The 26,097-nt window shown below is 61.6% G+C and carries 22 protein-coding genes; 11 read left to right on the top strand and 11 right to left on the bottom strand.

What is annotated here, in order from left to right; all coding sequences use genetic code 11:
* The first annotated feature begins 184 nt into the window (after positions 1–184).
* The 4 genes from NCR35_RS20930 to NCR35_RS20915 are packed head-to-tail and all read left to right on the top strand — an operon-like array spanning position 185 to position 4,454.
* Positions 185–1,423, top strand: a complete 1,239-nt coding sequence (locus tag NCR35_RS20930; RefSeq protein WP_250536027.1) for an efflux RND transporter periplasmic adaptor subunit — start codon at positions 185–187, stop codon at positions 1,421–1,423.
* 1 nt (position 1,424) lies between these two features.
* Entirely contained in the window at positions 1,425–2,117 is a 693-nt protein-coding gene (locus tag NCR35_RS20925; RefSeq protein ID WP_250535830.1) for an ABC transporter ATP-binding protein, read from the top strand.
* A gap of 3 nt (positions 2,118–2,120) precedes the next feature.
* Positions 2,121–3,275 (top strand): ABC transporter permease, encoded by a 1,155-nt coding sequence (locus tag NCR35_RS20920; protein ID WP_250535829.1) that lies wholly within the window; start codon positions 2,121–2,123, stop codon positions 3,273–3,275.
* Positions 3,276–3,287: 12 nt separating this feature from the next.
* Positions 3,288–4,454, top strand: a complete 1,167-nt coding sequence (locus NCR35_RS20915; protein ID WP_244850901.1) for an ABC transporter permease — start codon at positions 3,288–3,290, stop codon at positions 4,452–4,454.
* On the opposite strand, the gene NCR35_RS20910 is transcribed toward NCR35_RS20915, so the two are convergent.
* Positions 4,451–5,125 (bottom strand): DUF2278 family protein, encoded by a 675-nt coding sequence (locus tag NCR35_RS20910; protein WP_250535828.1) that lies wholly within the window; start codon positions 5,123–5,125, stop codon positions 4,451–4,453. The genes NCR35_RS20915 and NCR35_RS20910 overlap by 4 nt on opposite strands.
* A 247-nt stretch (positions 5,126–5,372) precedes the next feature.
* On the opposite strand from NCR35_RS20910, the gene NCR35_RS20905 reads away from it, so the two are divergent.
* Together NCR35_RS20905 and NCR35_RS20900 are read left to right on the top strand one after the other, a co-directional pair.
* Complete coding sequence (locus NCR35_RS20905) at positions 5,373–7,676, top strand: TonB-dependent receptor (protein WP_250536026.1); 2,304 nt, start codon at positions 5,373–5,375, stop codon at positions 7,674–7,676.
* A gap of 85 nt (positions 7,677–7,761) precedes the next feature.
* Entirely contained in the window at positions 7,762–8,049 is a 288-nt protein-coding gene (locus NCR35_RS20900) for a hypothetical protein (RefSeq protein ID WP_250535827.1), read from the top strand.
* 20 nt (positions 8,050–8,069) lie between these two features.
* Here NCR35_RS20900 and NCR35_RS20895 read toward each other — a convergent pair whose 3' ends face one another.
* The 5 genes from NCR35_RS20895 to NCR35_RS20875 are packed head-to-tail and all read right to left on the bottom strand — an operon-like array spanning position 8,070 to position 14,191.
* Positions 8,070–10,547, bottom strand: a complete 2,478-nt coding sequence (locus NCR35_RS20895) for a glycosyl hydrolase 2 galactose-binding domain-containing protein (RefSeq protein WP_250535826.1) — start codon at positions 10,545–10,547, stop codon at positions 8,070–8,072.
* A gap of 59 nt (positions 10,548–10,606) precedes the next feature.
* Entirely contained in the window at positions 10,607–11,605 is a 999-nt protein-coding gene (locus NCR35_RS20890) for a DUF1839 family protein (RefSeq protein ID WP_250535825.1), read from the bottom strand.
* Positions 11,602–12,675 carry an amino acid--[acyl-carrier-protein] ligase gene (locus tag NCR35_RS20885; protein WP_250535824.1) on the bottom strand — a complete coding sequence of 358 codons (1,074 nt, stop codon included), beginning with the start codon at positions 12,673–12,675 and terminating at the stop codon, positions 11,602–11,604. The genes NCR35_RS20890 and NCR35_RS20885 overlap by 4 nt, the downstream gene beginning before the upstream one ends.
* 2 nt (positions 12,676–12,677) lie before the next feature.
* Positions 12,678–13,943 (bottom strand): acyl-CoA dehydrogenase family protein, encoded by a 1,266-nt coding sequence (locus NCR35_RS20880; protein ID WP_250535823.1) that lies wholly within the window; start codon positions 13,941–13,943, stop codon positions 12,678–12,680.
* Positions 13,940–14,191: an acyl carrier protein gene (locus NCR35_RS20875; RefSeq protein WP_250535822.1), complete on the bottom strand. Its 252-nt coding sequence runs from the start codon at positions 14,189–14,191 to the stop codon at positions 13,940–13,942. The genes NCR35_RS20880 and NCR35_RS20875 overlap by 4 nt, the downstream gene beginning before the upstream one ends.
* A gap of 533 nt (positions 14,192–14,724) precedes the next feature.
* Here NCR35_RS20875 and NCR35_RS20870 point away from each other — a divergent pair.
* Complete coding sequence (locus NCR35_RS20870) at positions 14,725–14,973, top strand: hypothetical protein (RefSeq protein ID WP_250535821.1); 249 nt, start codon at positions 14,725–14,727, stop codon at positions 14,971–14,973.
* Between the two features lie 22 nt (positions 14,974–14,995).
* Here NCR35_RS20870 and NCR35_RS20865 read toward each other — a convergent pair whose 3' ends face one another.
* Positions 14,996–15,445, bottom strand: coding sequence for a hypothetical protein (locus NCR35_RS20865; RefSeq protein ID WP_250535820.1), 450 nt, complete (start codon positions 15,443–15,445; stop codon positions 14,996–14,998).
* 450 nt (positions 15,446–15,895) lie between these two features.
* Between NCR35_RS20865 and NCR35_RS20860 the strand changes: the two genes are divergently transcribed.
* Both NCR35_RS20860 and NCR35_RS20855 read left to right on the top strand, forming a co-directional pair.
* Positions 15,896–16,651: a FadR/GntR family transcriptional regulator gene (locus NCR35_RS20860; protein WP_250535819.1), complete on the top strand. Its 756-nt coding sequence runs from the start codon at positions 15,896–15,898 to the stop codon at positions 16,649–16,651.
* Positions 16,652–16,785: 134 nt separating this feature from the next.
* A complete protein-coding gene (locus NCR35_RS20855) occupies positions 16,786–17,337 on the top strand; it encodes a hypothetical protein (protein ID WP_250535818.1) in 552 nt (183 codons plus the stop codon).
* A gap of 21 nt (positions 17,338–17,358) precedes the next feature.
* On the opposite strand, the gene NCR35_RS20850 is transcribed toward NCR35_RS20855, so the two are convergent.
* Both NCR35_RS20850 and NCR35_RS20845 read right to left on the bottom strand, forming a co-directional pair.
* Entirely contained in the window at positions 17,359–18,609 is a 1,251-nt protein-coding gene (locus NCR35_RS20850) for a metal-dependent hydrolase family protein (RefSeq protein WP_250535817.1), read from the bottom strand.
* Positions 18,610–18,664: 55 nt separating this feature from the next.
* A complete protein-coding gene (locus tag NCR35_RS20845) occupies positions 18,665–20,062 on the bottom strand; it encodes an MFS transporter (RefSeq protein WP_250535816.1) in 1,398 nt (465 codons plus the stop codon).
* A gap of 100 nt (positions 20,063–20,162) precedes the next feature.
* Here NCR35_RS20845 and NCR35_RS20840 point away from each other — a divergent pair, with 100 nt between their 5' ends.
* Both NCR35_RS20840 and NCR35_RS20835 read left to right on the top strand, forming a co-directional pair.
* Positions 20,163–21,158 carry a LysR family transcriptional regulator gene (locus tag NCR35_RS20840; RefSeq protein ID WP_250535815.1) on the top strand — a complete coding sequence of 332 codons (996 nt, stop codon included), beginning with the start codon at positions 20,163–20,165 and terminating at the stop codon, positions 21,156–21,158.
* Positions 21,159–21,325: 167 nt separating this feature from the next.
* A complete protein-coding gene (locus NCR35_RS20835) occupies positions 21,326–22,072 on the top strand; it encodes a glucose 1-dehydrogenase (protein ID WP_250535814.1) in 747 nt (248 codons plus the stop codon).
* 84 nt (positions 22,073–22,156) lie between these two features.
* Here the strand turns inward: NCR35_RS20835 and prpF are convergent, their stop codons facing one another.
* Together prpF and acnD are read right to left on the bottom strand one after the other, a co-directional pair.
* Entirely contained in the window at positions 22,157–23,359 is a 1,203-nt protein-coding gene (gene prpF, locus NCR35_RS20830; RefSeq protein ID WP_250535813.1) for a 2-methylaconitate cis-trans isomerase PrpF, read from the bottom strand.
* Between the two features lie 31 nt (positions 23,360–23,390).
* Entirely contained in the window at positions 23,391–25,988 is a 2,598-nt protein-coding gene (acnD, locus tag NCR35_RS20825; protein ID WP_250535812.1) for a Fe/S-dependent 2-methylisocitrate dehydratase AcnD, read from the bottom strand.
* Positions 25,989–26,097: the final 109 nt, after the last annotated feature.

Below are 26,097 nucleotides of genomic sequence, written 5' to 3'. Positions count from 1 at the left end.
CGGGGCGGTCTGGCATTCTCCATGCACAGCTTGCATGCAGAATGCCACGAGTCCTGCCCGCATTCCCAAGCCGATCATAAACCGCAGGCGTGAGCGAAAGCACCTGTAAGCTCCGGCGCTATACTGAGCATCCCTTCACCGCAACACGCGCCGGACTGCTGCCTCAGGCAGCCATCTCTCAGGCATCCAACGGCGCTTACGTCAGAAATTGGCTGAACACGACCTAGAAAAGTTAAGAATTGATCGGACAACGGGTCCGGGCGCCTTGGCGCCGCGGAGGCGGCGCAACTGGCTCCGCTACGCGGGCGTCCTGATCCTCGTTCTCGTGCTGGTCGGCGCCGCGCTTCGGTTTGCCGGGCCGCAGACTGTCGAGACGACCACCGTGACGTCCGTGTACCCATCGCAAAGCTTTACCATTTTGAATGCAACCGGTTATGTGGTGCCGCAGCGGAAGGCGGCAGTTGCATCCAAGGCGCAAGGGCGCGTCGAATGGCTCGGCGTACTCGAGGGGACGCCGGTGAAGGAAGGGCAGATCATTGCGCGGCTCGAGAGCGCGGATGTGGCCGCGGCGCTTGCTCAAGCGCAGGCACAAGTGAAGGTCGCTCAGGCAAATCTGCAGTTGCAAAGGGCCGAACTCGAGAATGCCTCGGCTAATCTGAAGCGTTCACTCGTGCTCGCTCCGCACGGCGCAATTTCCGCTTCCCAATACGACGCCGACCGCTCCCGTTTCGATAAGGCGAAAGCCTCGATCAACAGTGAGCAAGCGGCCATTCAATCTGCGCAGGCGAATGCGCGCGCGGCTCAAGTCGCCGTCGATCAGACCGTGATTCGCGCACCGTTCGATGGCGTCGTGATCGAGAAACACGCGAACGTCGGCGACAACATCACGCCGTTCTCGTCCGCATCGGACAGCAAGGGGGCGGTCGTCACCATTGCAGACATGAAGACGCTGGAAGTCGAAGCCGATGTGGCGGAATCGAACATCGGACGTATCACAGTCGATCAACCTTGCGAGATTCAACTCGACGCGTTGCCGGAGACGCGTTTTGCGGGCCGTGTATCGCGCATCGTGCCGTCCGTCGATCGCTCGAAAGCCACCGTGCTCGTGAAGGTGCGTTTCGTCGAGCGCGATGAGCGCGTGCTTCCCGATATGAGCGCGAAAGTCGCCTTTCTCTCGAAGCCAGTGCCCTCGGATCAGAGGAAAGCCGTCGTGGCCGTGCAGCCCGCTGCTATCGTCACACGCGAGGGCAAAAAGGTGGTGTATGTGGTCGACAACGACAAAGTGCGCGAAGTGCCGGTGACAACGGGCGAGCGCATCGGCGACGTGTTGGCCGTTTCGGGCGTCAAGCCTGGCGATACGCTCGTGCTCGCGCCCGGCGACAAGATCAAAAACGGCGCGAGCGTCACCGTGGCGAAGAAATAGTGTGACCACAGCGCCATTGATTCAGATCAGCCACGTCGCGAAGTCGTACCGGCGCGGCGTGCAAACGGTACCCGTGCTGACCGACATTACCCTGTCCATCTCCGAGGGCGACTTTGTCGCGCTGATGGGGCCGTCAGGTTCGGGCAAGAGCACGTTGCTCAATCTCATTGCCGGCATCGACCAACCGGACAGCGGCGAGTTGCGCGTCGGCGGGCTCGACATTACTCGCTTGCCCGAGGCGGCGCTCGCGGACTGGCGCGCATCGAATGTCGGCTTCATCTTCCAGTTCTATAACCTGATGCCGGTGCTTTCCGCTTTCGAGAACGTCGAGCTTCCGCTGATGCTTACGCGCCTTTCGCGTGCAGAGCGGCGCGAGCGTGTCGCGATGGTGCTCGACATGGTGAACATGAGCGAGCGCATGAGCCATTATCCGTCGGAGCTATCGGGCGGGCAGCAGCAACGCGTCGCGATCGCGCGTGCGGTCGTGACCGATCCGAAGCTGATCGTCGCTGACGAACCGACGGGTGACCTCGACCGCACGTCCGCGTCCGAAGTGCTGACCATGTTGCAGCGTCTGAACGATCGCCTCGGAAAAACGATCATCATGGTGACGCACGACGCGCACGCGGCGAACGCAGCGAGAAAGCTCGTGCATCTGGAGAAGGGCGAACTCATCGATGCCGAGGCGCGCTGACACATGTATGCGCTCAAGCTGATTCTTCGCAATGCGACGCGCCATCGATTGCGTACTGCGTTGACCGTCCTCGGCTTGACCATCGCCGTGCTCGCGTATGGTTTGCTCTATACGGTCGTCGATGCGTGGTATGCCGGTGCGGCGGCGGCATCCAACGCAAGGCTCGTCACGCGCAACGCGATATCCCTCGTATTCCCTCTGCCGCTCGCCTATGAGAACCGCATTCGTGGCGTCGAGGGCGTCACGATGGTTGCGCGCTCGAACTGGTTCGGCGGCATCTACCGGGACCCGAAGAATTTCTTTGCGCAGTTCGCCGTATCCGACAACTATCTCGACCTTTACCCGGAGTTCGTCATATCGCCGCAAGCGCGCGCCGACTATCGTCGCGACCGCAAGGGCTGTCTCATCGGACGTCAGCTTGCGACGCAATACGGCTTCAAAGTGGGCGATGTCATTCCCCTCAAAGGCACCATCTATCCGGGCACGTGGGATTTCGTCGTGCGCGGCATCATGGAAGGTCGCGACGAATCCACCATTACGCGGCAGCTCGTCTTTCACTGGGAATATCTCAACGAAACGATTCGAAAGACCACGAAGCGCAACGTGGATCAAGTGGGCGTATATGTCGTCGGCATCGACGATCCTGATAATGGCGCGACGGTTTCCCGTAACATCGATGCGGTTTTCAAGAACTCGCTCGCGGAGACATTGACCGAAACGGAACAGGCTTTCCAGCTCGGCTTTGTCGCGATGTCGAATCAGATTATCGCGGCGATACGCGTAGTGTCGTATGTAGTCATCCTTATTATCATGGCGGTGATGGCGAACGCCATGGCGATGAGTGCGCGCGAGCGTACAGTCGAGTATGCGACGCTCAAGGCGCTCGGCTTCGGCCCCGCGTTTCTCTCGACACTGGTGTTCGGCGAATCGCTCGCGATCTGTGCGATTGGCGGCGGCATTGGCATACTGGCCACCCCGCCTGCCGCCGTAGTATTCCAGCATGCGACGGGCGGCGTGTTTCCTGTCTTCAAGGTGTCGCATGAAACAATGCTGTTGCAGGGCGCATGCGCATTCGTGATTGCGCTCTCAGCGGCGATCGTGCCGGCGGTGCAGGCTAGCCGCGTGCGTATCGTCGAAGGCCTGCGGGCGATAGGTTGAGGACATACGGCGATGGCCATTCCCGTCACCTACGTCGCACGCAACCTATGGGCGCGCCGTCTCACGACGCTTCTCACCGCTAGCGGCCTCGCGCTCGTCGTGTTCGTTTTTGCCACCGTGCTGATGCTGGACGCGGGCCTGAAGAAGACGCTCGTTTCGACAGGAGAACGCGATAACGTGGTGGTGATCCGCAAGGGCGCGGAGACGGAGATACAGAGTTCCGTCGATCGCGCGCAAGCGAACGTGATGGAAATGCATCCGTCAGTCGCGAGGAATGGCGATGGTCAGCCTCTCGCTTCGAAGGAAACTGTCGTGCTGATCTCTCTTATCAAGCTCGGTGCGAATACGCCTGCCAACGTAGTGATACGCGGCGTTTCGCCGATGGGTGTCGAACTGCGCCCGCAGGTGAAGCTGTCGGCAGGGCGCATGTTCAGGCGTGGATCGTCGGAAATCATCGTGGGCAGCAATATCGCGAAGGGGTTCGCTGGTACACGCATCGGCGATCACTTGCGGTTTGCGCAACGCGACTGGACCATAGTCGGTCATTTCGATGCAGGCGGCAGCGGCTTCGACTCGGAGATATGGGGCGATGTCGATCAACTCATGCAGTCGTTTCGCCGAACCAGTTACTCGTCGATGGTCGTGCGCCTCGTTCGCAGCGACGCGCTGGAGCGCTTCAGGACCGACATCGACACGGACCCGCGCCTCGCGGACGAAGCCAAGCGCGAGCAGGTCTTTTATGGCGATCAGTCGAAGGCGCTGTCGACGTTCATCAACATACTCGGCTTCACTCTCTCGATCATCTTCTCGATTGCAGCGATGATCGGGGCGATGATCACGATGTATGCGTCGGTCGCCAATCGCGTGGCCGAGATCGGGACCCTGCGTGCGCTCGGCTTCAAGCGGTTCGACGTTCTGCTCGCGTTCTTGCTGGAGGCGCTGTTGCTCGGCCTCGTGGGCGGCATGGCGGGCTTATGCTGCGCTTCCTTGATGCAGTTCGCCTCGTTCTCTACAACCAACTTCCAGACGTTTTCCGACCTGTCGTTCCGTTTCATGCTTACGCCTGCAGTGGTATTCCAGACTGTCGTCTTCTCGCTCGTCATGGGTATCGTGGGCGGCTTTCTGCCGGCGCTCAGGGCATCGAAAATGAATATCGTCGATGCGTTAAGAGCGCATTAAACCGGCTTTACGGGATTGCCGTTCTCGTCGGTCTTAGTCGTTTGCGTCGCAAAGCGTACGAAAAGGGCAAACGTCTCGCCGCTTGCGAAGCGAATGAAAAGCGCGCCGTCACCGTTGATGCGATTATCGTCCGCGAATTTGCCTGAGTTGCCCTGCATCATATGAATATCGTGTACGCCGCGGCCAAGCGAGAAGGCGAGCGGCTCACGTGTCGCATAGTCGTCGAACTTGTCACCGACGGCGAGCACCACCGCTTGCTTATCGTTCTTCGCGCGCTGTATCTGTCCGTCGAGAAGGGCGGACATCGTGCTGCCTTTACCATCTGCCGCGATGGGTCTCATCTGATCCAGCGGGAAGAGATCATCGCGCAGATAGTCGAGTCCCTCACCTTGCTTGCCTGTGGCGAGCGGCGTGAAACCGTGCGATCCCGACATGCGTCCGGATATACCGAGTTTCGTATCGTTCGTGTATTGGCTGCTGCTGTAGGCGAGCACTTGGCTGCCTTCCACCGAACGGATATTGACTGCAACGCGGTACGGGGTGCCTGCCGCATCGACGAGAATCTCGTAATGCGGTGAATTGCCGTTAGGGTTCTCTTTGCCATCGGTAATGCGTCCGACGAGGGCGCCGTACACATACTTCGATGTTGCCGGGCGGAAGCGTTCGATCATTCTCCAGTCCTTGCGTTGTCGGTTGAGACGGCTCTACTCATGTTATCGCAGTTCACCGAAGCGGCGGACGACGATTCGTGTTCGCATCGAGTTGTCGCCTTCGGGAGAGATTCCCAGCGCGATCGGGAAAAAGTCCCGGCGCGCGCAGCGTTCGTCATGCGACTCTTTCAAAGTCGGAACAGCTCACGTGCATCTTGACAAAATAAAATGACAGGAGACGACGATGAGGAGCAATTCCTGCACCTTCATGCAGGAGCGTTCGCTGACGCTCCGCGCGAGATATAAGTTGGCGATCGGCGGCGCGTTGGCGAGCATGACTGCGGGGGCATGGGCGCAAGCCGCGAGCGCGCCCGACGCGGTGTCCACTGCGAACACAGAGTTGCCGACGATCGTAGTCGTTGGAACGACGCCGCTCGTGGGCGTCGGCACTCCGCTGGAGAAGGTGCCTGCAAATGTCCAAACCATCAAGGGCAGTGAACTTCAAGCGCAGCATACGTCCACCACGTCGACCATGGCGGATTACATGCAGAGAAATGTGACGAGCGTGGACACCAACGACGCACAAGGCAACCCTTCCCAAACCGACATTCTCTATCGCGGATTCACTGCTTCGCCTTTGCTAGGCACGCCACAGGGTTTGTCGGTATTTCTCGATGGCGTGCGAGTGAATGAACCCTTCGGCGATGTAGTCAATTGGGATCTGATTCCGCAAGCGGCAATTCAGACGATGCAGATCATCCCGGGCTCGAACCCGACGTTCGGACTTAATACGCTCGGTGGCGCGGTGGCGGTCACGACGAAGAACGGCCGCAGTAATCCTGGGGGGAATGTCGATGTGAGCGGCGGATCGTGGGGAAGGAAGGCGGCGCAGATCGAACAGGGCGGCGCCATTGGCGATCACCTCGACTATTACTTCACGGCCAACATCACGAATGACAACGGCTGGGCCGAGCACAATGCGAGCCGTTTGCGTCAGGCATTCGGAAAACTGCGCTATACCGATGCGGATACCACGGTGTCGCTGTCGATGGGCGGCGCCGACAATACGCTCAACGGATCGCAAACCATCCCCAGGTCGTTTCTCGACAACTTCCGTCAGGCGTACACCTATCCGGACACGAACGAGAACCAACTCGGTTATATCACGATCAATGCCGAGCACTATCTCTCGGCCAACGTGGAACTGAGTGGAAACGTCTATTACCGGCACTATCGCAACAAGAACACGAGCAGCAACGTCAATGGCGATTACAACCCGGGGACGGGGGGCGGCGATGATATCGACCTCGTACAGGCGACCAACCAGCAATCCGTCGTACTGACTGACAGTTATGGCGCGAGCCTTCAACTTACCGTGCTGAACAAGCTATTCGGCAAGGACAACCAACTCGTTCTCGGAGCGGCAGGCGACTTCGCCAACACGCACTTCACGCAAGCGACGCAGCCGGCGGAATTCACGGACACTCGCGCGACGCTTGGTATAGGTCCGTTCGTGCCCGGCACGAACGCCAGGACACGCAACGAGAACTGGGGCATCTACTTCGAGAACACTTTCTCTTTCACCGAGCAATGGTCGATGACGCTGGCGGGTCGATATAACTGGGCCAAAGCGACTATCGGCGACGAAAGCGGCGTGCAGCCTTTGCTCGATGGAAATCACACGTTCTCGCGTTTCAACCCCGCTATTGGCTTCAACTGGAACCCGACGCCATGGCTTACCGCGTACGCCACGTACAACGAAGGCATGCGCTCGCCTACTGCCATCGAACTCGCTTGCGCGGACCCGAATGCACCTTGCTCTCTACCGAATGACTTCATTGCAGACCCGGACCTCAAGCCCGTGATTTCGCGTACATTCGAAGTGGGTGCGCGGGGCCGCATCGGCAGTGCGACGAGCTGGAGCGCTGCGGCATACAGCACGACGCTGTCCGATGATATCGAGTTCGTCAGCAGCCAAGGCGCTTCAAGCACGCTCGGGTATTTCCAGAACGTGGGCAAGACGCGTCGCCAGGGCTTCGAACTCGCGGGGCGGACGCAATGGGGGCCTTTGGGCGTCGGCGCAAGCTATGGGTATGTCGATGCGACCTATCGCTCGACGTGGGTCGAACATAGCCCCAGCAATTCGAGCGCAGACGGTAGCGGCAACATAACCGTACATTCGGGCGACCGCATTCCGGGCATCCCGTCCAATACCGTGAAGCTTCGTGTCGATTACAACCCGGTCTCGCGATGGAATGTCGGTAGCAATGTGACTTACCGTAGCAATATCTTTGCGCGCGGGGACGAGAACAATCAGGACGTGAATGGCAGCGTCGCAGGCTACTTCTTGATTGACCTCGACACGACTTATAGCGTGACGAAGCAGTTGCAGATCTATGCAACCGTGAGAAACCTCTTGAACAAGCGCTATGCGAGCTTTGCCATTCTCGGAGAGAACGCTTTTAATGGACCTAACCATACATTCAGCGGAACCGATACGACGAGTGAACAATTCTTGGGCGTAGGGGCGCCGCGTGGCGTTTGGGTAGGGCTTCGGTACGCGTGGAAGTAATGTGTAACGCGTGCGGTCGCTGCCTGATGAAGGCGGCCATCATGAGCCGTGCTATTGTGAGGAGATCCGACAGTAACGAACCCGCATGCGTAGCCATATGATCAATGGCGCAGCCAGATCGGCGCTCGATGCGCAGATCCTGGACTTCGTGTCGAAGCACGCGACCTGCATGCCAGGGCCGCGCGGCGGCATGCGCGTCGGCATCAAGAATGAATCAGGGGCGCTCTATCGAATCATTGCGGCGGAAGGCATGATCGAATTGATTCGTATAGACAAGTTTCTGTTGCGCATAGGGTGCGCCGAGGAATTCACAGACGCATTAGATGCGTTGTATCGCGTTCCCCAACCTGTCGACCCAAACGAAGCTCAGTAGAACAACTCAATAGCATCGCATCACGCTTTATACGACGCACCCGCAGTCCCGTTCAATGCGAAGACATCGCCTTCCGGATTAGTAGAGACGTCCGGGCGACGCGCGACGAGCGGAACTCGTCGCGTGCTACCAGGCGCGAGATGAAACCAGTCGACTTCCGCATAGTAGTTGGGATCGTCGACATGTACCCAGCGCGCGAGTCGCGTCGTGGTAATGTCGAGGCACCATCCCGCAGCGTGCTTCTCGACAGTCACGCTGAGGCCAAGCTCGCGGCGATCCGCAACGCCGGGATCGGGAAAGTGAAAAGCCTCGGACAATACTTCGCCCGCGGCGATGTCGCTTAGAAGAACGTGAGTCGCGTCATGAGCGCGAGGGCCGAAGCGATAAGCATAGGTCGTATCGAAGAACGCACCCAAGAGAGCATTCGAGTTGATTCGCTCGACACCGCGAGCGGGCAACGTGATCTCGCACGAACCGCCCGCCACTTTGACCGCGCCATCGCGCAGGCAGCTCAGGACCACACGGGCGCGGATGTCGTGCGCCGTTTCGTTCACGAGATGAATATCGAGCCCGTCGAGACCTTCGTCGGTGACCAGGATTTGCACCGGCTGAAGCACGCGAGAGAGTCCGTGCAGAGGACTCTTTGGAACGCCGTGGATATCGATGATTCCCCAGCCCGCGCCGGGCCGCACGTCCAGAAGATTCCACACAATGCCTCCGGCACAGGACGAGCCTTTGCGTCGCCATTCGGAAAAGACTGCGCCCATCACGTCGGCGACGACGGCGCGCGACAAGGTGAGATACCGTTCAGGATCTTCGTACCGCAAACGCGCCACGTCGACGCCGTAGACCGCGCGTAAGTAGTGCTCGCGCACGTCGTCGAAGTCCCAGGCAGCGCCCGGATCGCGCGGCACGCCGGCTTTCCAACGCGGCTCGTGCGGTCGCGAGGCGTTCGACACTAGCCGCAACGCGGCGTTATCGGGAACATTGGCGAACGCAAGGCACTCGCTCGCGAAGCGCACGTCAGCACGGCGCACATCGTCGAAGGAACGCTGATATGCGCCGACGCCGTAGTAGTGCGTGATGCCGCCACGTGTTCCGAAAGGCATCGACCAAGTGTCTCCGGGCGCGGCACTCGGTGAGTTCACGACGTAGGGCACGTCGGGACGCATAGCTGCGACGATCGAGGGCAATTGCTCCGTGAAGAGCGGTTGCTGATAGGCGTCGAACGGAAGCCCGAGCATCGCGGCCTGCTGATGCACTTCGCTTCCGCCGCATAGTACGGCAAGCGACGCAAAGCGCCGCGTGCGCGCAAGGAACTGCTCGGCTTCCTGCTGCACGGTGCGCTGAAATCGCTCGTCGGTCGGGTAATCGAAATTGGCGAAGGCAAAGTCTTGCCAGACCAGAATGCCGTATTCGTCGGCAAGCTCGTAGAACGTGTCGGACTCATACAACGTAGTGCCGCTCACTCGAATAACGTTCAGACCCGCGCGACGACATGCGTCGAAGATCGATGCAAGCTTCTCTCGCGATGCATCGAGTGCAACGATATCGGCGGATGTCCAGCACGCCCCGCGTGCAAAGATCGGCACGCCATTCACGACGAGTCGAAAGCCGGCTTTATCCGCGCCTCGGTCCACGTCAATCGTGCGGAAGCCGATGTCGCCGAGAGAGACAACGCCTGTCGATGCCCCGACGAGTTGTACGGTATAGCGTGCAGGTTGTCCGTGTGTATGAGGCCACCATAAGCGCGCTTGTGGCACGCGTAGGCGGCCCGTCAGCGTGTGCGCATCCTTCCACGCCAGCGTGGCCGACGCCTCGCCGCATTGCAGGCGCATATCAGTGGGTGCTTGCGCGTGAAAGAAGCGCACCGTTACATCGACGACGCCATCGCCGACGTCTACACGCGAAGCTAGATCGACGCGATCAATGGATTCAGGCGAGTCGCCGATCAACTCCACGGGGCGCCAAGGTCCAGCAGGTTGCACCGGCGGACACCATCCGGGCATATGACCGAGCAGGGTCGTACGTATGTTGCGCAGCGTCGCGGGTTGCGCAAGCCTCGGACGCCAGCGAGCTCTCCCGCGTTTTGCCGCAAGCGCAGGCGTAATAGACCTGAAGCAAAGATGGAGCGTGGTGGTTCCCGTGAATTCGTAGTCGATGTCACTCGTAACGAACATCGAGTCCGACTCCAATAGCTTACGGTCGTCGATCCAGACTTCGGCTATCGTGGCCAGCCCGTTGAAGCGCACGCGTCGTTTCCCTTCCGCGTGCAGCGTCAGACGATACCAATGGTCCGAGAGCGCGAACGGTTGGGCGAGTGCTTCATCGTCCACGCCTGCTGCGCGATGCGCGGAAGCAACCGTGCCAGGCACTTGCGCATCGAGCCACTTGATGCAGGCGTCGAGCGCCATCGGCGTCGCGTATGCGCCGGCGGGCGTGCTGGCGCATTGCCACCCTGCGTCCAGGCGGCGAGGCGCGAGCGGGGAGCCATTCATATCACAACTCTTCTTTGAAGCCCGTGCCGCGCCTCGACGCGGCACAGGCTATCTCTTATTCATCGCCCCGAAGGAAGCGAGGCGAGCGGCTGGATGACCTTCTCGTACGCCGCTTCGAGTGAGTCCAGGCAGTCGTTGCATGGGTCCGGACGCGAACGCATACGTGCCCGCGCAAGCCGGAACTGCATCACCATGGCTTCGCTGGCAATGGCCTGTGCGTTTCTCCTGATGTCCTCTGGAACATTTACGCCATTCGAATCCAGCCAGGCCAGGTATTTCGACAGCAATTCGAAATTCGAACCTAGCTGACGCATGACGTTGAACGTGTACAGATGGTAATAGGCGACGTCGCGTTCGAGGAGTCTCTGCAAATGCTCTGGGAATTCCGTACGCCATTGCGTGATGGGATTTACGCCCGGCCGATCTGCGAGACGCAGCTTGAGTAGTTCGAGCGAACGTTGCACCAATGCTTCGCCCTCTAGCGGCGCCCTCGCACGCTTCACGAATTCGACGTATGGAAATAACGCAAGCACATCGCTCGCGAGATCGGGCATTAATCGAAAGACGCCGTCATAATCCTCGCCCGATAGCGCGAAATAGCCTGCGTTGTGGAAGTACGTGAGCCGCTTTGCTCGAGCGTCGATCGAGTCGATCGCGATGGTCGTCTTCGAGTGCGTCTGACGATAAGCGGTGGCACGCGTATCCGGCAGATAGTGCGCGTCGACTTCGGCGACCACCACATGCCCGCGTTTCGTCTGCTCACAGACGTGTGCTTCGAGCGTATCGTAGATAGCCAGTTCTTGCGCCTGCAGGCCGTAGAGCCTGCCGATATCGTCGAGAGAAAACTTGGGGAACGTGAACTGGTCTCCCTCGAACGCTTGCGTCACCGTGAAGCCGAGCGCCGCATGCGGATCGCAGCCGAAGTGATGCAGTAGCTCGATCCACAAATCGACATAGCAATTGGTTTCGAGCCAGACGCGCTCGCCGCGATGCAATGCATGGCGGCTTGCTTCGTCGTCCGCGCCAGTCAACGCTTCTGCAGGCGAGCGCGCGTTCATGCCTCTTGACCCATGTTAGCCAGGCCATTGGCGATGATCGGCGCTGCATCGCCCGAAAGCAACTCACGCACGGCCGCAGGCCACGCCTTGACATCGAGCCCGTGATGGCGGAACAGGGCCAGCGTCGTGCGCTCCATCCCGAAGCCAACGCATGCCGTATGCGCGACGGCGTCATCTGCCTGGCGAATGTTCCACAACTCGCCGAAGTGTTCCATGTGATAGTTGAACGACAGGCATGCGGTAGGACGGTCGGGTGTCGCGACCGGAACGAGCAATTCGAACTTCAACTGCTGCGCGCGCTGGCTATCCGCAACGATCTTGCCGCCGCGCCCGAAGAAGGGATCGTTGGCGAGATCGATTTCGAATGGCAATTGCAAGAGATTCACGAGCAGCGAGCCGCGTTCGATCCATTTCTGGCGGAATGCCATGACCTGTTCCGGACTGCCTACGCGAATGTATTCACGCATGCGGAACATCTGCATCCGGCCCGGATCGATGGACGGCTCATGACGGAAGCAGTAGGAGAATGCGTCGAATGTCGCGCCGTCCTTTGCGAGGTTTCCGCGTTTGGCCACGAGCGGATAGATCGGATAGCACGCGGCCGGAGTGAGCACGAGGCGCGTGGGCTTCTGCTGGTCCATCCATTCGTCGGAGCGTTCTTCCTCTTCGCCGATATGAACGATCTTTTCGAGCGCTTCCAGCAGGCGATGATGCCCGCGATCGCTGCCCTGGAAAGAATGAATCGTACCGGCGAGATTCGGGAAACTCTTCAGGTACTCACTATCTTCGAAGTCGCGGCGACGCATCGCGGGCGGAAAACGCAGCACTTCCGCGTGCTGGTCAGCGCCCAGCAACGTAATGGCCTGATTCAGTCGTTCGACGATATCTTCGAAAATCGCACTGCGGCCATAGAGTCCGTCTTCGCCCGTATCGATGAGAATGCCCGCCTCGATCAGGCGGTCCCGCAACGTGACGTCCGACTTGTCGTAGTGTGTTTGCGTCGCGTTCGATTGTGATTGCGCGGTTGCTTCAGCCGGCACGAGCGCAGCTTGTTCCGTCGGCATGTTCATGGTTACAGATCCCCGGTTGCGGCGCGCTGCGCGAGCAGCAAATTCGCCGTGTTCAATTCAATGCGGTCGTTGCTGATCATGAGCGGAGCGGAATGCAGGTCGCGCAAATGCCGCCCCACGCTGAAAGGCGTGTCGTTTTTATAGCCTGCCATTCCACAGATCATCAGCGTCTCTTGCACCACATGCACAGCCGATTGTGAAATCGAGAGCTTGAGCATGTTGAGGTCCGATGCAAGACCGATGGATGCGGTGAGCGGCGCATCGATGTCGTCTGCATGGTTTGCCTGCCGTATCACGCGTTGGCGCTGCGACGCTTCTACCGCCGCGAGCGATTCACGCAAGCGCGCCTGCATCATGCGAACAAGCGTGACCGCTTGTGCGAGCCGCGACGCCGAGGGCGGCAATGCGCCCGGCTTGCTACGCGCCTGATTGCGAAAGAATTGATGCGCGCGATTCACGGCATCCGATGCAATGCCGATCCATACCGACGACCACAGCGTATGCGATACGGGCAGCATGCTTTCGTCGGCGATCTTCGAAAACGGTACCGGCAGAATCTGCTCCGCGGTCCCGCGTGCGACGAGGCGATGGCCCTCGCTGCATGTGCCGCGCATACCGAGCGTGTCCCATGTGCCGCGCTGTTCGAGCGTACACGTCTCGCGCGGCGCGACGATCAGTACCTGATCGGAGGGCGGGGCGTCGGGGTGGCGGCGTGCCGTGACCAGAATGCAGTCGGCGTACTTGCCATACGAGATCGTCGGCGCGAGCTTCTCAATCGTGAACGCGCCATCGACGAGATCGACCGCGCACGCGCTTGTGCGCATATTGCCGCCGATGGTCTCTTCGGAAGTCGCGGAAGCGAGCAGCAATTGCTCGTTGACCATGCGCGTCAGGAAATCGCGCTGCCATTGCACATTCGCGCCGTGATCGACGATGCAGATAACCTGGCTCTGATGCATCGCATAGATCATGGCGGCGGACGCGCAGCCTTGCGCGAGCGTTTCGCACAGGCGAGCGACGCCCGAAAGCGAGAGGCCGTCGCCACCATGAATCACGGGAACCATGGGGGAGAAAAGCCGTTCGTCACGCATCGCGGCGACGGCCTCTGCGGGAAAGCGCGCTTCTTTGTCGACGGCGCTCGCATGCGTTGCTGCAATCGCGGCGACGCGACGCGCAGCTTCGAGCAACTCAGTCTCGCTACGGGCGCCTGCGCTGCGATCGAGTTCGGCCAATTGCGACGCTTCGGCTTCCTGCGCGGCGGCGTTCATGCTGCCGCCTGCTGACGACGAAGTTCCTCCACGGCGGCCGCAAGCGAATCCACGCTAGAAAAGAGCCGGCGCGTAAGCATGTGGTCAGGGATCTCGACGCCGAACTCATCTTCGATCGCAAGCATCACGTGAACCGTGGCAAGCGACGAAAGGCCGGCGGCATAGAGATCGTCGCTGTCGGAAAGGGTATCGATGGGCACGTCGAGGCGTGCGGTTTCGGAAAGGATGCGGCGCAATTCAGTTTTCATTATGTCTGGTCCCTTGTACCTGGCCAACGATGCGACCGGCCAGTTAGGCGCTCAAGGGCATTCCCCTCAACGAACGCCATTTACGTTATTCAAACCGGGGCGTACGGGCGGCGGTGTATTCGCTCAGTGAATTACATCCGATCCGCTGAGCCCTCGCACTCGCCATCGAGGTCGTTTGATCGTATTTAACGGATTGAGCGGGGTGTACGTCCGTGCGATGGCGCACGGTGCCTTCGATGAGCGATGTCTTCATCGTTGCGAAGGCGCTGTCTGTAATCAAACAGAAAGTCAGCGGTTCAAAGGGCGTTAATCAGAAGCATGCTTTGAATGCGTGAGAGGGGAACGAGCACGAAACCTGCTGTAGGTCTGTCGGCGGTTCGGAAGGCGGCTCGTCGGCGAGTGAATTTCAGTTCGCCACCGGCTCAGTCTTCTATCGCGAATTGCATACTGTGTGCTGCGTGCCGCATAAAGAATGCAAAGAATCGGCAGAAGCACACGCGTGACAATCAACCTCGACAAACGGAGCAAACGAGATGAGAACGAGCAGACTGGCAGGGCTGATCGCGTTAACGGCCAGCATGGCGCTGGCCTCGGGCAGCGCGATGGCGCAGGCCGGCGGCAATGGCAACGGCGGCTCGGGCGGCGGCAACGCGCACGGGGCGGCGACCGCCGGGCCGACGGTAGGCGGAGACAATACCTCCGCACCCGGAAGCACGCACAAGGGCGGCTTCCATTTCAAGCACAAGAAGAAGGCGAAGCCTGCCGATACGACGCCGCAGTAGCCGCCGCGCCGAGCGCGGCAAGTCAGACCGCCGCGCTTTCGGCGTCGATATCGTCGGTGCCGAGACGGGAGAAGATGTCGCAAACGGCACGCATCTCGTCGTCGTCGCGAATACTCACGATGACTCGCGTCACCGTGCCGAGGCTTTCAGCGTGGACGGCCGCATCGCGATCACGGAAGTCCGGAAGAATACCGGCGCGCGGCGATTCGGCGTCGATCATGTCGTCGTCGAAATACGGCGCATAACCGGCATGTTCCGCAGTGATCCATTGCGTGGGCGAGCTGGCGCTGAGCGCGATCGACATCTGGATTTCCGCGAGAGGCTCGACGCAGGCCACGCGGATCCGGTCGCCCGCAATGCCTTCGGCACGCAGGTCCTCCAGTGCTTCGTCCAGCTTGCGCGGGCCGCAGAACGCCCCGGTTACTTCACGCATCATTGCTCGTCTCCTTGCCGTCCTGTATTGCTGATGCATCGCCCGCCACAGTAAAAGGAAGGCGACGCCGACTACCGGCAACCCCGGGCCACCCCGCATCGAAATGCGAGCGTGTTAGTCCGCGCCTGCATCTTGAATGCAATGCGCCCCGGTAGTCGCGATCCGCGTCTTTCGAAAGCTCGCGCGTGCGCGGAAGATGGCAAATCCAACGGATGCGGACATGGATTCACGAGCCTCGAGAGGAAGCGAACAAAAGATGTGCGGTCCTGTCAGCGGACCACGTGGAGTTCACTTCATGCATTACATGAACTCTACGCCGCAACTTTCGGCGTTTCAATGCGTAGTTTCAGGCGTCCATTACTGTCGTAACGATTGCATTCTGCATACAGGCGCTGCGGCAGACGCCGCATGGCCGCCGTGCATTAGTCATCGTACAAGCGGGTCTGCGCCCTATAATGGGCCATTGGCCTTTCTACGACCGGTTCACTCATGTCTCCTGCACTCGCGCCCGGCGCGCTTCGCCGTTCCCGCAATCTGACCGAGGAGGTCGTCGCCGAACTGTCCGAGCGGATTCGTAGCGGGACGCTTCAGCCCGGCGACAAGCTGCCCACTGAATCCGAAATCATGGCGCAGCTCGGCGTGAGCCGCACCGTCGTGCGCGAGTCGATTTCGCGGCTGCAGGCGGCGCGGCTCGTGCAGACACGGCACGGCATCGGTACCTTCGTGCTGGAGGCGGGCGACCATGACCGGTTTCAGATCGAAGCCGCCGGCGACCTGACCATTCGCGACGTCATGGCGATTCTCGAACTGCGCATCAGTCTCGAAGCGGAGGCAGCGGGGCTGGCGGCGATGCGTCGCACAGACGAGAACCTGGCGCAGATGCGTCGCGCGCTGGATGAGTTCGAACGGCACATCGCTTCCGGCACGGAAAACGCCGTTGCAGCGGATGTCGCATTCCATCTAGAACTGGCGAAGGCAACGGGCAACCGCTACTTCCACAGCATTCTGAGTCAGCTCGGCAATACGATCATTCCGCGCACGCGAGTGAATTCTGCCGCGCTCGCGCACAACGATCCGGGCAGTTACCTCGATCGCGTGAACCGCGAGCACGAGGATATCTACGATGCCATCGAGCGGCGCGATCCCGAGGCGGCGCGCGCCGCGATGCGCATGCACCTCTCGAACAGCCGCGAGCGGCTGCGGCGCGCGCAAGAGACGTCGGTGAAATCCTCAGACGCCGGCTGACACATCGCACTCCGGCTTTTCCGTATGTAAGGCGAGACTCTTGCTATGCGCGTTTGCATGCTGCGTACCGCATGCATGCGTCTGCATGCAAAACGCAAAGCATCGACCGAACCTTATCGAAAGGAGAAGCACGGATGCACTGGATCGACCCCGACTGCTTGCCGGAAACGCGCGGCACGGTCACGCGATTTCTGCTCAACCCCCACGGCGAGTTCGACGGATTCATTCTGGACGACTCGCGACAGGTCCATTTTCCGCCGCATCTGTCGAAGCAACTGGCGCGCAACGTGAAGATGGGCGATATCGTCACCGTGCGCGGCATCAAGCCGCGCGGTGCGGACATGGTCGCGGCCGTCGCCGTCATGACGAAGGCGGGCCGCACTATTCTCGACGAAGGCCCGGACTCGGGCGGCAAGCATCATCCGCCCGAAGTGGAAATGCGCCAGATGGAAGCGTCGGGCGAAGTGCTGCTCGCGCTGCACGGTCCGAAAGGCGAACTGCGCGGCGCCTTACTGGACGACGGCACGTCGCTGCGCATGCCGCCGCATGCGGCCGAGGCGCTGTCGGAGTATCTGACGCCGGGCGCGCACGTGCATGCCTGGGGATATGGCGTAAAGAACCGGCTTGGCCGGAGTATCGAAGTCGACGAGATCGCTCATCTCGTCGACGACGAAGGCGCCGAATAGTAGGCGCGAGGGCGCGAGGCGTCAGCGCGCTTCGAGTTCGTCGAACTGAATCTCGCCGCCCTTCATGACCAGCGGTATCCGCTCGCCCTGTCCCAGCAAGCAGGAGATGTCTTCGAGCGGATCGCCGTCCACCACGATCATGTCGGCCCACGCGCCCGGCGCGATGCAGCCGAGTTTGCCGGGCAGGCCGAGCACTTCCGCGGCCGTCGTGGTGGCGGCCGCGAGCGCCGCCGCATTGCCGAGCACGTCGGATCGAATGCGAAATTCATCGCTTTGCAGCCGCTGCGAAGGTCCGAGCAAGTCCGACCCGAAGCCCATCTTCACGCCTGCTTCGCGATAGATTTCGAGCGATCGCAGCCCCGCCTCGCGCACATCCTCGATTTTCGCGACGCTTTCCTCGCCGAGTCCGTACTGCGCGCCTTCCGACGCCAACGCTTCGTAGGTGACGAGCGTCGGCACCACGTAGGCGCCGTGTTCGGCCATCAGCTTCGCGGTGGGCGCATCGATCAGATTGCCGTGCTCGATCGTGCGCACGCCCCAGCGCACGACCCGCGCGATGGCATCCGCCGTGTACGCGTGAGCCATCACGTAGGTGTTGCGGGCGCGCGCTTCCTCGACGATGGCGCGCACTTCGTCCTCCGCATAGCCGTATGCGCCGACAGGATCGGTCGGCGAAGCCACGCCGCCCGACGCCATGATCTTCAGATGATCGGCGCCCATCTGCAATTCCTCGCGCGCCGCGCGGCGCACCTCGTCCACGCCGTCCGCGACGCGGGCGAGCGCGCCCACGCGCACGCAGCATCCACACGGCGCGCTCGCGCCCATGTAGTCGGAACGGGCGCGCATATCGCCGTGGCCGCCGGTCTGACTGAGCGCGCGTCCGGCGACGAACAGGCGCGGCCCCACGGCCAGGCCGCTCTCGACCGCGAGCTTGTGCGGGTGGCCCGCGCCGCCGGCATCGCGCACGGTGGTAAAGCCGCGCCGCAACATGCCGCGCATGATCGGCACCGAGCGCAGCGTGACGAGCACATTGGGCATATGGACCTGCTGCGACAGATTCAATTGCACCGCTACGACATGCACGTGAAGGTCGATCAGCCCCGGCATCAGCGTCTTGCCCTTGAGATCGATGACGCGCGATGACGCGCTCTTCAGCGGCTTGTCCGATATCTCCTTGACGACGCCGTTCTCGACGAGGACGTGATGCGCGTCGAGCACTTCGGCTCGCGCGGGATCGAGCAGGGCGGCGTTCTGGAAAAGGATGCTTTGCACGGGTGAGTCTCCGGGGAAAACTTGCATTCGGCGTTTTGTGTACAACTCTATCTATTCAATACTTGGCGGCGTGCGTGACGGATGCCACGTCTTCGGCCTCGCCCGCTGCGATGTCTTCGAGCGAGCGTCCGCGCGTCGGCACGCCCATCACCACGACCGCCAGCGCGCCGAGCAGCAGCACGACGGTCGTCGCGCCGAACACGCCCGCGAAACCGGAGATGGGATACAGATAGCCGACGAGAATCGGCGAGACGATTGCGCCGATCCGGCCGATGGCCGATGCCGTGCCCGCGCCGGTCGTCCGCACGGCGGTCGGAAAGACTTCAGCCGTGTAGGCATAGACGCCGGCATACGTGCCGTTCATGAAGAAGGACAGGCAGATGCCCGCCAGCATGATCTCGCCGTTGGTGCTCGCGAACGCCATGCCGAGCGCGCAGGCGCCGCCGCACAGCATGTACGAGGCGATCGTCGCCTGCCGGCCGATGCGTTCGTTCAACCACGCTGCCGTGAAGTAGCCCGGCACTTGCGCGACGTACATCGCGAGCGAATAACCGAAGCTGCGCGTAATGCTCATGCCGTGCTGCACGAGGAGGCCGGGAATCCACGTGAAGAACGCGTAATAGCTGAATGTGATCGAGAGCCACATCAGCCAGGTCATGACGGTGATGCGTGCCTGCCGTCCCGCCCACAGCGCGCGGAAGTTCGCGACGAGCGTGCCGGTGGGCGCGGGCGGCCCGCCGGTCGGACCGACGGCTGCGGCGGCGGGCAGCGCGATGCCTTGCCGCGCGAAATCCGCTTCGATGTCGGCGAGCACGCGGTCGGCTTCGTCGTGACGCTTGCGGCTTTCGAGCCAGCGCGGCGACTCGGGCAGCGAGCGGCGCCACCACAACAGCATGACCACGGGAAGCGCCGTGATGAAGAGCACGGTGCGCCAGCCCGACGGAAACGCCGGAACCACGAAATAGCCGAGCAGCGCGGCCGCGACGAAGCCGAACGAAAAGAAGCCCGCGAGCGCGCCCGTGAAGACGCCGCGATAGCGTTTCGCAACGAACTCCGCGAGATACGGCGCGATGATCGCGCTTTCCGCGCCCGTCCCCATGCCGGCGACGATGCGCGAGGCGAGGAACGTGGGCCACGAATCCGTCATCGCGCTGACGACGGACGCGACGCTGTAGAGCAGCAGCGCATACATCATCACCTTGCGCCGGCCGATCAGGTCGCCGAGCGTGCCCGCGAACAGCGCACCGAAAAAGTAGCCGATGAAGTTGCCGCTGCCTAGGACGCCCGTCTGCACGCTGGTCAGCGCCCAGTCGTGCCGCAGCACCGGGAGCACGAACGCGACCGCGGCGGCGTCCATGGCATCGAAGGCGTAGCCGAAGCCGCCCATCATCAGAAGGCGCCAATGAAAGCGTCCGAAAGGAAGACGTTCGATGCGCGCGGATACGTTCGACACAGGGCTCTCCAGGCAGGCGACGATCCGCTCATTCTATGGCGCGTGCATCTTCAACCATATTTATAATCGTGATCCTGTCCATTGACGTGCTGAATGATCTATGAGCTTTCGGACGCTCGACCTGAACCTGCTGAAAGTATTCGAAGCACTGATGACCGAAGGCGCGGTCACGCGCGCAGCCACCAAGCTGTCGCTCACGCAGCCGGCCGTCAGCAACGCACTCGGGCGGTTGCGCGAGGCCTTCGGCGATCCGCTATTCGTGCGCCACGGCGCGGGCGTCGCGCCGACTCAACGCGCGATGGCCTTGTGGGGGCCCATCGGTGAGTCGCTCAGCCGCATCCGTGGCGCGCTCGACGAGCAGACGTTCCTTCCGTCGCTCGCCGACGTGAACTTCAGCCTGTCGATGTCCGACTATGTCGCGGGCATCGTCATGCCGCGACTCATCACGCGCTTCGGCAAGACCGCGCCCGGCGTGCGTTTTCATACGGTGCCGAACATCCTGCTCGATGCGCCCGCGCTGCTGGAGGGCAATCGCGTGGACTATCTGATCGGCGTCTATGTGAACGAAACGCTGCCGCCGGCGCATATCCGTTCGCGTTCGCTGTGGACCGTGGATTATGGATGCATCATGCGGCGCGATCATCCGCTCGCCGAAGCGGGCAAACTGACGACGCGTCGCTTCCTCAACGCGCGTCATGTCGATGTCAGCCTCGCGGGCCAGACGCAGCCCACGTTCGATACCTTTCTCGCGTCGCGCGGACTGCGGCGCAATCTCGTCGCGACGGTGAACCATTACACCGTGGCGTGCGACATGATCCGGGCGAGCGATCTCATCGGCGTACTGCCGAGCGATCTTTGCGAGCGGGCGGCGGCAAGCGGCGAACTGGTCAGCGTGCGCGCGCCGCTGGAGGCGCCGGATCGCGTCATCAGCCTCTTCTGGCATCAGCGCAACGAAACGCTGCCCGCGCACCGTTGGCTGCGCGAGCAACTGGTAGATATGTTCGCCGCGCCGCAACTCGCGGCGCCCGCGAGCGGCGGCCGGCGCAAGGCCTCGGCGAAACGAAGCGGGCGGACTTCCGCACGACCGGTCGCCTGATGTCTTCGGTCTTTGCATGCATTGTTCATTATTGCCAGCCAGTCAATTCGTTTCCGGCCGCTTTATCGTCATGCGCGAGATGTCTACATTGGCGACGTGGCGCTTCGACGCGGTAAGCCGAACGCCGAATCCATCTTCATGGTATTCAATATTCCAAGGAAACGATCATGAGCAAGCTCGCAGGCAAAGTGGCCGTCGTCACGGGTGCATCGAAGGGTATCGGCGCTGGCATCGCCAAGGCGCTCGCGGCGGAAGGCGCATCGGTGGTGGTGAACTACGCAAGCAGCCGGAATGGCGCAGATGCTGTCGTGGCCGATATCGTCGCGGCTAACGGCAAGGCGATCGCCGTCGGCGGCGACGTGTCGAATTCAGCGGACGCCAAAGGCATCGTGAACGCGGCGGTGGAAACCTATGGCCGCCTCGATATCGTCGTGAACAACTCGGGCATCTATGAGTTCTCGCCGATCGAGGAGATCACCGAAGAGCATTTCCATAAGCAGTTCAATGTGAACGTGCTGGGCGTGCTACTCGTGACGCAGGCCGCTTCGAAGCATCTGGGCGAAGGCGCGAGCATCATCAACGTAAGCTCGGTCGTGAGCCGTATCACGCCGCCCGCGAGCGCGGTTTATAGCGGCACCAAAGGCGCCGTCGATGCAATCACGGGCGTGCTGGCGCGCGAGCTCGGCCCGAGAAAGATCCGCGTGAACTCGATCAATCCCGGCATGGTGGCGACCGAAGGCACGCATACGGCGGGCATCATCGGCTCGGAGATGGAAACGGGCATCGTCGCTCAGACGCCGCTCGGCCGGCTGGGGAATCCGGACGATATCGCGTCGGTCGCCGTGTTCCTCGCATCGGACGATGCGCGCTGGCTGACGGGTGAGAGCATCATCGCGAGCGGCGGGCTGCGGTAACACCGCGTCTCGCGCTTCTTCATGGGAAGCAGCGAATCGGCGGCGCAGCGAGCCTTGCGATGCATCGCGCGCCGCCCCAAGCGGCTACTCAGAGACGCTATCTCGAGGATTGGGCACGCGCACGAAGCCTTCGAACAGCACCCGCGCGCTGCGGCTCATGATGGCCTTCTTCACTGACCATTCACCGTTCGATTCGACCGCTTCTGCGCCGACGCGCAACGTCCCGGACGGATGACCGAAGCGCACGGACTGACGCGCGCCGCCGCCCGCCGCGAGATTGACGAGCGTGCCGGGAATCGCGGCGGCCGTGCCGATGGCAACCGCAGCGGTGCCCATCATCGCGTGATGGAGCTTGCCCATCGACAACGCACGCACGAGGACATCGATATCTTCCGCGCCGATGCGCTTGCCGCTCGACGCGACGTATTCCGCCGGACGCGCGACGAACGCGATCTTGGGCGTGTGCTGGCGTTGGGCGATCTCATCAAGGCTCTTGATAAGGCCCATGCGCAGCGCGCCGTATGCCCGAATGGTCTCGAAGCGCGTCAACGCCGCATTGTCGCCGTTGATCGCGTCCTGTAGCTCGGTACCCTTATAGCCGATGTCTTCCGCGTTCACGAAGATGGTCGGAATGCCCGCGTTGATCATCGTCGCCTTGAAGGTGCCGATGCCTGGCACTTCGAGATCGTCGACGATATTGCCTGTCGGGAACATCGCGCCTTGCGCGCCTTCTTCCTCCGCTGCGGGATCGACGAATTCGAGCTGTATTTCCGCGGCCGGAAACGTCACGCCGTCCAGTTCGAAGTCGCCCGTTTCCTGCACGGCGCCCTTCGTTATCGGCACGTGCGCGATGATCGTCTTGCCGATGTTCGCCTGCCAGATACGCACGATCGCGATGCCGTTGTCCGGCACGCGCTCGGCATCGATAAGGCCGCTCGTGATGGCAAACGGTCCGACCGCCGCCGAGAGATTGCCGCAGTTGCCGCTCCAATCGACGAACGGCTTGTCGATGGACACTTGCCCGAAGAGATAGTCGACATCGTGATCGGGCCGGGTGCTCTTCGAGACGATGACGGTCTTGCTCGTGCTCGACGTCGCGCCGCCCATGCCGTCGATTTGCTTGCCGTACGGGTCGGGGCTGCCGATGACGCGCAACAGCAGCGCATCGCGCGCGGGTCCCGCCACGCGCGCCGCTTCGGGCAGATCGTTCAGGCGAAAGAAAACGCCCTTGCTGGTGCCGCCGCGCATGTAGGTCGCGGGGATCTTGATCTGAGGTGCGTATGCCATGTGATTCCTTTGTTGGATGCAGCGTGCGCGATCAGGCCGCTGCCTTCGCCGATTCGAGGAAGTCCTGAGCGAAGCGTTGCAACACGCCGCCGGCTTCGTAGATCGAGACTTCTTCCGCGGTATCGAGGCGGCACGTCACCGGCACTTCCACGCGCTCGCCATTCTTGCGATGGATGACCAGCGTGAGATTCGCGCGCGGCGTGCGCTCGCCGATCACGTCATAGGTCTCGGTGCCGTCTATGCCGAACGTCTGCCGATTCATGCCCGGCTTGAATTCGAGCGGCAACACGCCCATGCCGATCAGATTCGTGCGATGGATGCGCTCGAAGCCTTCAGCGACGATCGCCTCGACGCCCGCGAGCCTCACGCCCTTCGCGGCCCAGTCGCGTGACGAGCCTTGCCCGTAATCCGCACCCGCAATGATGATGAGCGGCTGCTTGCGCTCCATGTACGTTTCGATGGCTTCCCACATGCGCGTGACCTTGCCTTCAGGTTCGATTCGCGCAAGCGAGCCTTTCTTCACTTCGCCATTCACGACAGCCATCTCGTTGATGAGCGTGGGGTTCGCAAACGTCGCGCGCAACGCGGTCAGATGATCGCCGCGATGCGTCGCGTATGAATTGAAATCCTCTTCGGGCAAGCCCATTTTTGTGAGGTATTCACCCGCCGCGCTCGTTGCGAGGATCGCATTGGACGGTGAAAGATGGTCCGTCGTGATATTGTCGCCGAGCACCGCGAGCGGGCGCATGCCCTGGAGCGTGCGTTCGCCTGCGAGCGCGCCTTCCCAATATGGCGGACGGCGAATATAGGTGCTTTGCGGGCGCCAGTCGTAGAGCGGGCTGATTGATTCATTGCTCGCGGCGTTCAGCGCGAACATCGGCTCGTAGACCTTGCGGAACTGCTCGGGCTTCACACTCTGTTTGACGATATCGTCGATCTCTTCATCGCTCGGCCATATGTCCTTCAGATAGACAGGCTGGCCGTTCTTGCCGATACCGAGCGCATCGCGTTCGATATCGACGCGTATGGTCCCCGCAATCGCATACGCGACGACGAGCGGCGGGGATGCGAGAAACGCCTGCTTCGCATACGGATGAATACGTCCGTCGAAATTGCGATTGCCGGAGAGCACGGCTGTCGCATAGAGATCGCGATCGACGATCTCTTGTTGAATGGCCGGATCGAGCGCACCGGACATGCCGTTGCACGTCGTGCATGCGAACGCGACGATGCCGAAGCCGAGTTGTTCGAGCTCGGGCAGCAGGCCGGCGTTGTGCAGATACAGTTCGACCACTTTCGAACCGGGCGCGAGCGATGACTTCACCCACGGCTTGCGCGTGAGCCCTTGCGCATTCGCATTGCGCGCGAGCAGCGCCGCGGCAATCACGTTGCGGGGATTGCTCGTGTTCGTGCAACTCGTGATCGCCGCGATGATGACCGCGCCATCCGGCATCTGCCCGGGCGTGTTTTCCCATTCACGCGCGATGCCACGCGCCGCGAGTTCGGAAACCGGCAAGCGTCGATGCGGATTCGACGGACCCGCCATGTTGCGCACGACCGTCGAGAGATCGAAGCGCAGCACGCGTTCGTATTGCGCATGCGCGAGCGAATCGGCCCACAGGCCAGTGGTTTTTGCATAGTGCTCGACGAGACTCACTTGCTTCTCGTCGCGGCCCGTCAGGCGCAGATATTCGATCGTCCGCTCGTCGATATAGAACATCGCCGCGGTCGCGCCGTATTCGGGCGCCATGTTCGAGATCGTCGCGCGGTCGCCGAGCGTGAGGCTCGATGCGCCTTCACCATAGAACTCCAGATATGCGCCGACCACTTTCTCCTTGCGAAGGAACTCGGTGAGCGCGAGCACGATATCGGTGGCCGTGATGCCCGGCTGGCGCATGCCGCTCAACTCCACGCCGACGATATCGGGCAGCCGCATCCACGACGCGCGGCCGAGCATGACGTTCTCGGCTTCGAGGCCGCCCACGCCGATAGCAATGACGCCGAGCGCATCGACGTGAGGCGTGTGACTGTCGGTGCCGACGAGCGTATCCGGATACGCGAGCCCATCGACCGCGTGAATCACAGGCGACATCCGCTCCAGATTGATCTGGTGCATGATGCCGTTGCCCGGCGGAATCACTTCAACGTTTTTGAATGCCTTCTTGGTCCAGTTGATGAAATCGAAGCGATCCTCGTTGCGCCGGTCTTCGATGGCGCGATTCTTCGCGAACGCATCCGGATCGAAGCCGCCGCATTCCACTGCGAGCGAATGATCGACAATCAACTGCACGGGCACGACGGGATTCACTTGCGCGGGATCGCCGCCCTGATCCGCGATGGCATCGCGCAGGCCCGCGAGATCGACGAGCGCCGTCTGCCCGAGAATGTCGTGACATACGACGCGCGCGGGAAACCACGGAAAATCGCGTTCGCGCTTTCTTTCGATGAGTTGCATCAGCGATGCGTCGAGGATCGCGGGGTCGCAGCGGCGAACCAGATTCTCGGCGAGCACGCGCGATGTGTAGGGCAGCGTGTCATACGCGCCCGGCGCGAGGGCTTCGACGGCTGCGCGCGCATCGAAGTAGTCGAGCGAGAAGCCGGGGAGGGGTTTGCGGTGTGCGCTGTTCATTGCGGTGTCTCGGTCATTGCATGGTCTTTGACATGCCACGCTCGAAGGGTCATGCGAAAGGGCGACCCTTCATTCGAAGATTCGGGCTATTGTAGGCGCCGCCGGCGCG

This window comes from Caballeronia sp. AZ10_KS36 (assembly GCF_023631105.1).
Classification (GTDB): Bacteria; Pseudomonadota; Gammaproteobacteria; order Burkholderiales; family Burkholderiaceae; genus Caballeronia.
The sequence above is the reverse complement of the archived record's forward strand: the minus strand, read 5'-3'. Positions and strand labels throughout refer to the sequence as shown.

What these genes read in the sequence shown, in the direction of transcription:
- NCR35_RS20890 (WP_250535825.1), bottom strand. Translation starts at nt 11,605, where the DNA reads ATGAACGCGCGCTCGCCTGCAGAAGCGTTGACTGGCGCGGACGACGAA.
- NCR35_RS20920 (WP_250535829.1), top strand. Translation starts at nt 2,121, where the DNA reads ATGTATGCGCTCAAGCTGATTCTTCGCAATGCGACGCGCCATCGATTG.
- NCR35_RS20895 (WP_250535826.1), bottom strand. Translation starts at nt 10,547, where the DNA reads ATGAATGGCTCCCCGCTCGCGCCTCGCCGCCTGGACGCAGGGTGGCAA.
- acnD (WP_250535812.1), bottom strand. Translation starts at nt 25,988, where the DNA reads ATGAACAGCGCACACCGCAAACCCCTCCCCGGCTTCTCGCTCGACTAC.
- NCR35_RS20865 (WP_250535820.1), bottom strand. Translation starts at nt 15,445, where the DNA reads ATGCATCAGCAATACAGGACGGCAAGGAGACGAGCAATGATGCGTGAA.
- NCR35_RS20910 (WP_250535828.1), bottom strand. Translation starts at nt 5,125, where the DNA reads ATGATCGAACGCTTCCGCCCGGCAACATCGAAGTATGTGTACGGCGCC.
- NCR35_RS20885 (WP_250535824.1), bottom strand. Translation starts at nt 12,675, where the DNA reads ATGAACATGCCGACGGAACAAGCTGCGCTCGTGCCGGCTGAAGCAACC.
- NCR35_RS20870 (WP_250535821.1), top strand. Translation starts at nt 14,725, where the DNA reads ATGAGAACGAGCAGACTGGCAGGGCTGATCGCGTTAACGGCCAGCATG.
- NCR35_RS20880 (WP_250535823.1), bottom strand. Translation starts at nt 13,943, where the DNA reads ATGAACGCCGCCGCGCAGGAAGCCGAAGCGTCGCAATTGGCCGAACTC.
- NCR35_RS20855 (WP_250535818.1), top strand. Translation starts at nt 16,786, where the DNA reads ATGCACTGGATCGACCCCGACTGCTTGCCGGAAACGCGCGGCACGGTC.
- NCR35_RS20875 (WP_250535822.1), bottom strand. Translation starts at nt 14,191, where the DNA reads ATGAAAACTGAATTGCGCCGCATCCTTTCCGAAACCGCACGCCTCGAC.
- NCR35_RS20915 (WP_244850901.1), top strand. Translation starts at nt 3,288, where the DNA reads ATGGCCATTCCCGTCACCTACGTCGCACGCAACCTATGGGCGCGCCGT.
- NCR35_RS20835 (WP_250535814.1), top strand. Translation starts at nt 21,326, where the DNA reads ATGAGCAAGCTCGCAGGCAAAGTGGCCGTCGTCACGGGTGCATCGAAG.
- NCR35_RS20905 (WP_250536026.1), top strand. Translation starts at nt 5,373, where the DNA reads ATGCAGGAGCGTTCGCTGACGCTCCGCGCGAGATATAAGTTGGCGATC.
- NCR35_RS20860 (WP_250535819.1), top strand. Translation starts at nt 15,896, where the DNA reads ATGTCTCCTGCACTCGCGCCCGGCGCGCTTCGCCGTTCCCGCAATCTG.
- NCR35_RS20840 (WP_250535815.1), top strand. Translation starts at nt 20,163, where the DNA reads ATGAGCTTTCGGACGCTCGACCTGAACCTGCTGAAAGTATTCGAAGCA.
- NCR35_RS20900 (WP_250535827.1), top strand. Translation starts at nt 7,762, where the DNA reads ATGCGTAGCCATATGATCAATGGCGCAGCCAGATCGGCGCTCGATGCG.
- prpF (WP_250535813.1), bottom strand. Translation starts at nt 23,359, where the DNA reads ATGGCATACGCACCTCAGATCAAGATCCCCGCGACCTACATGCGCGGC.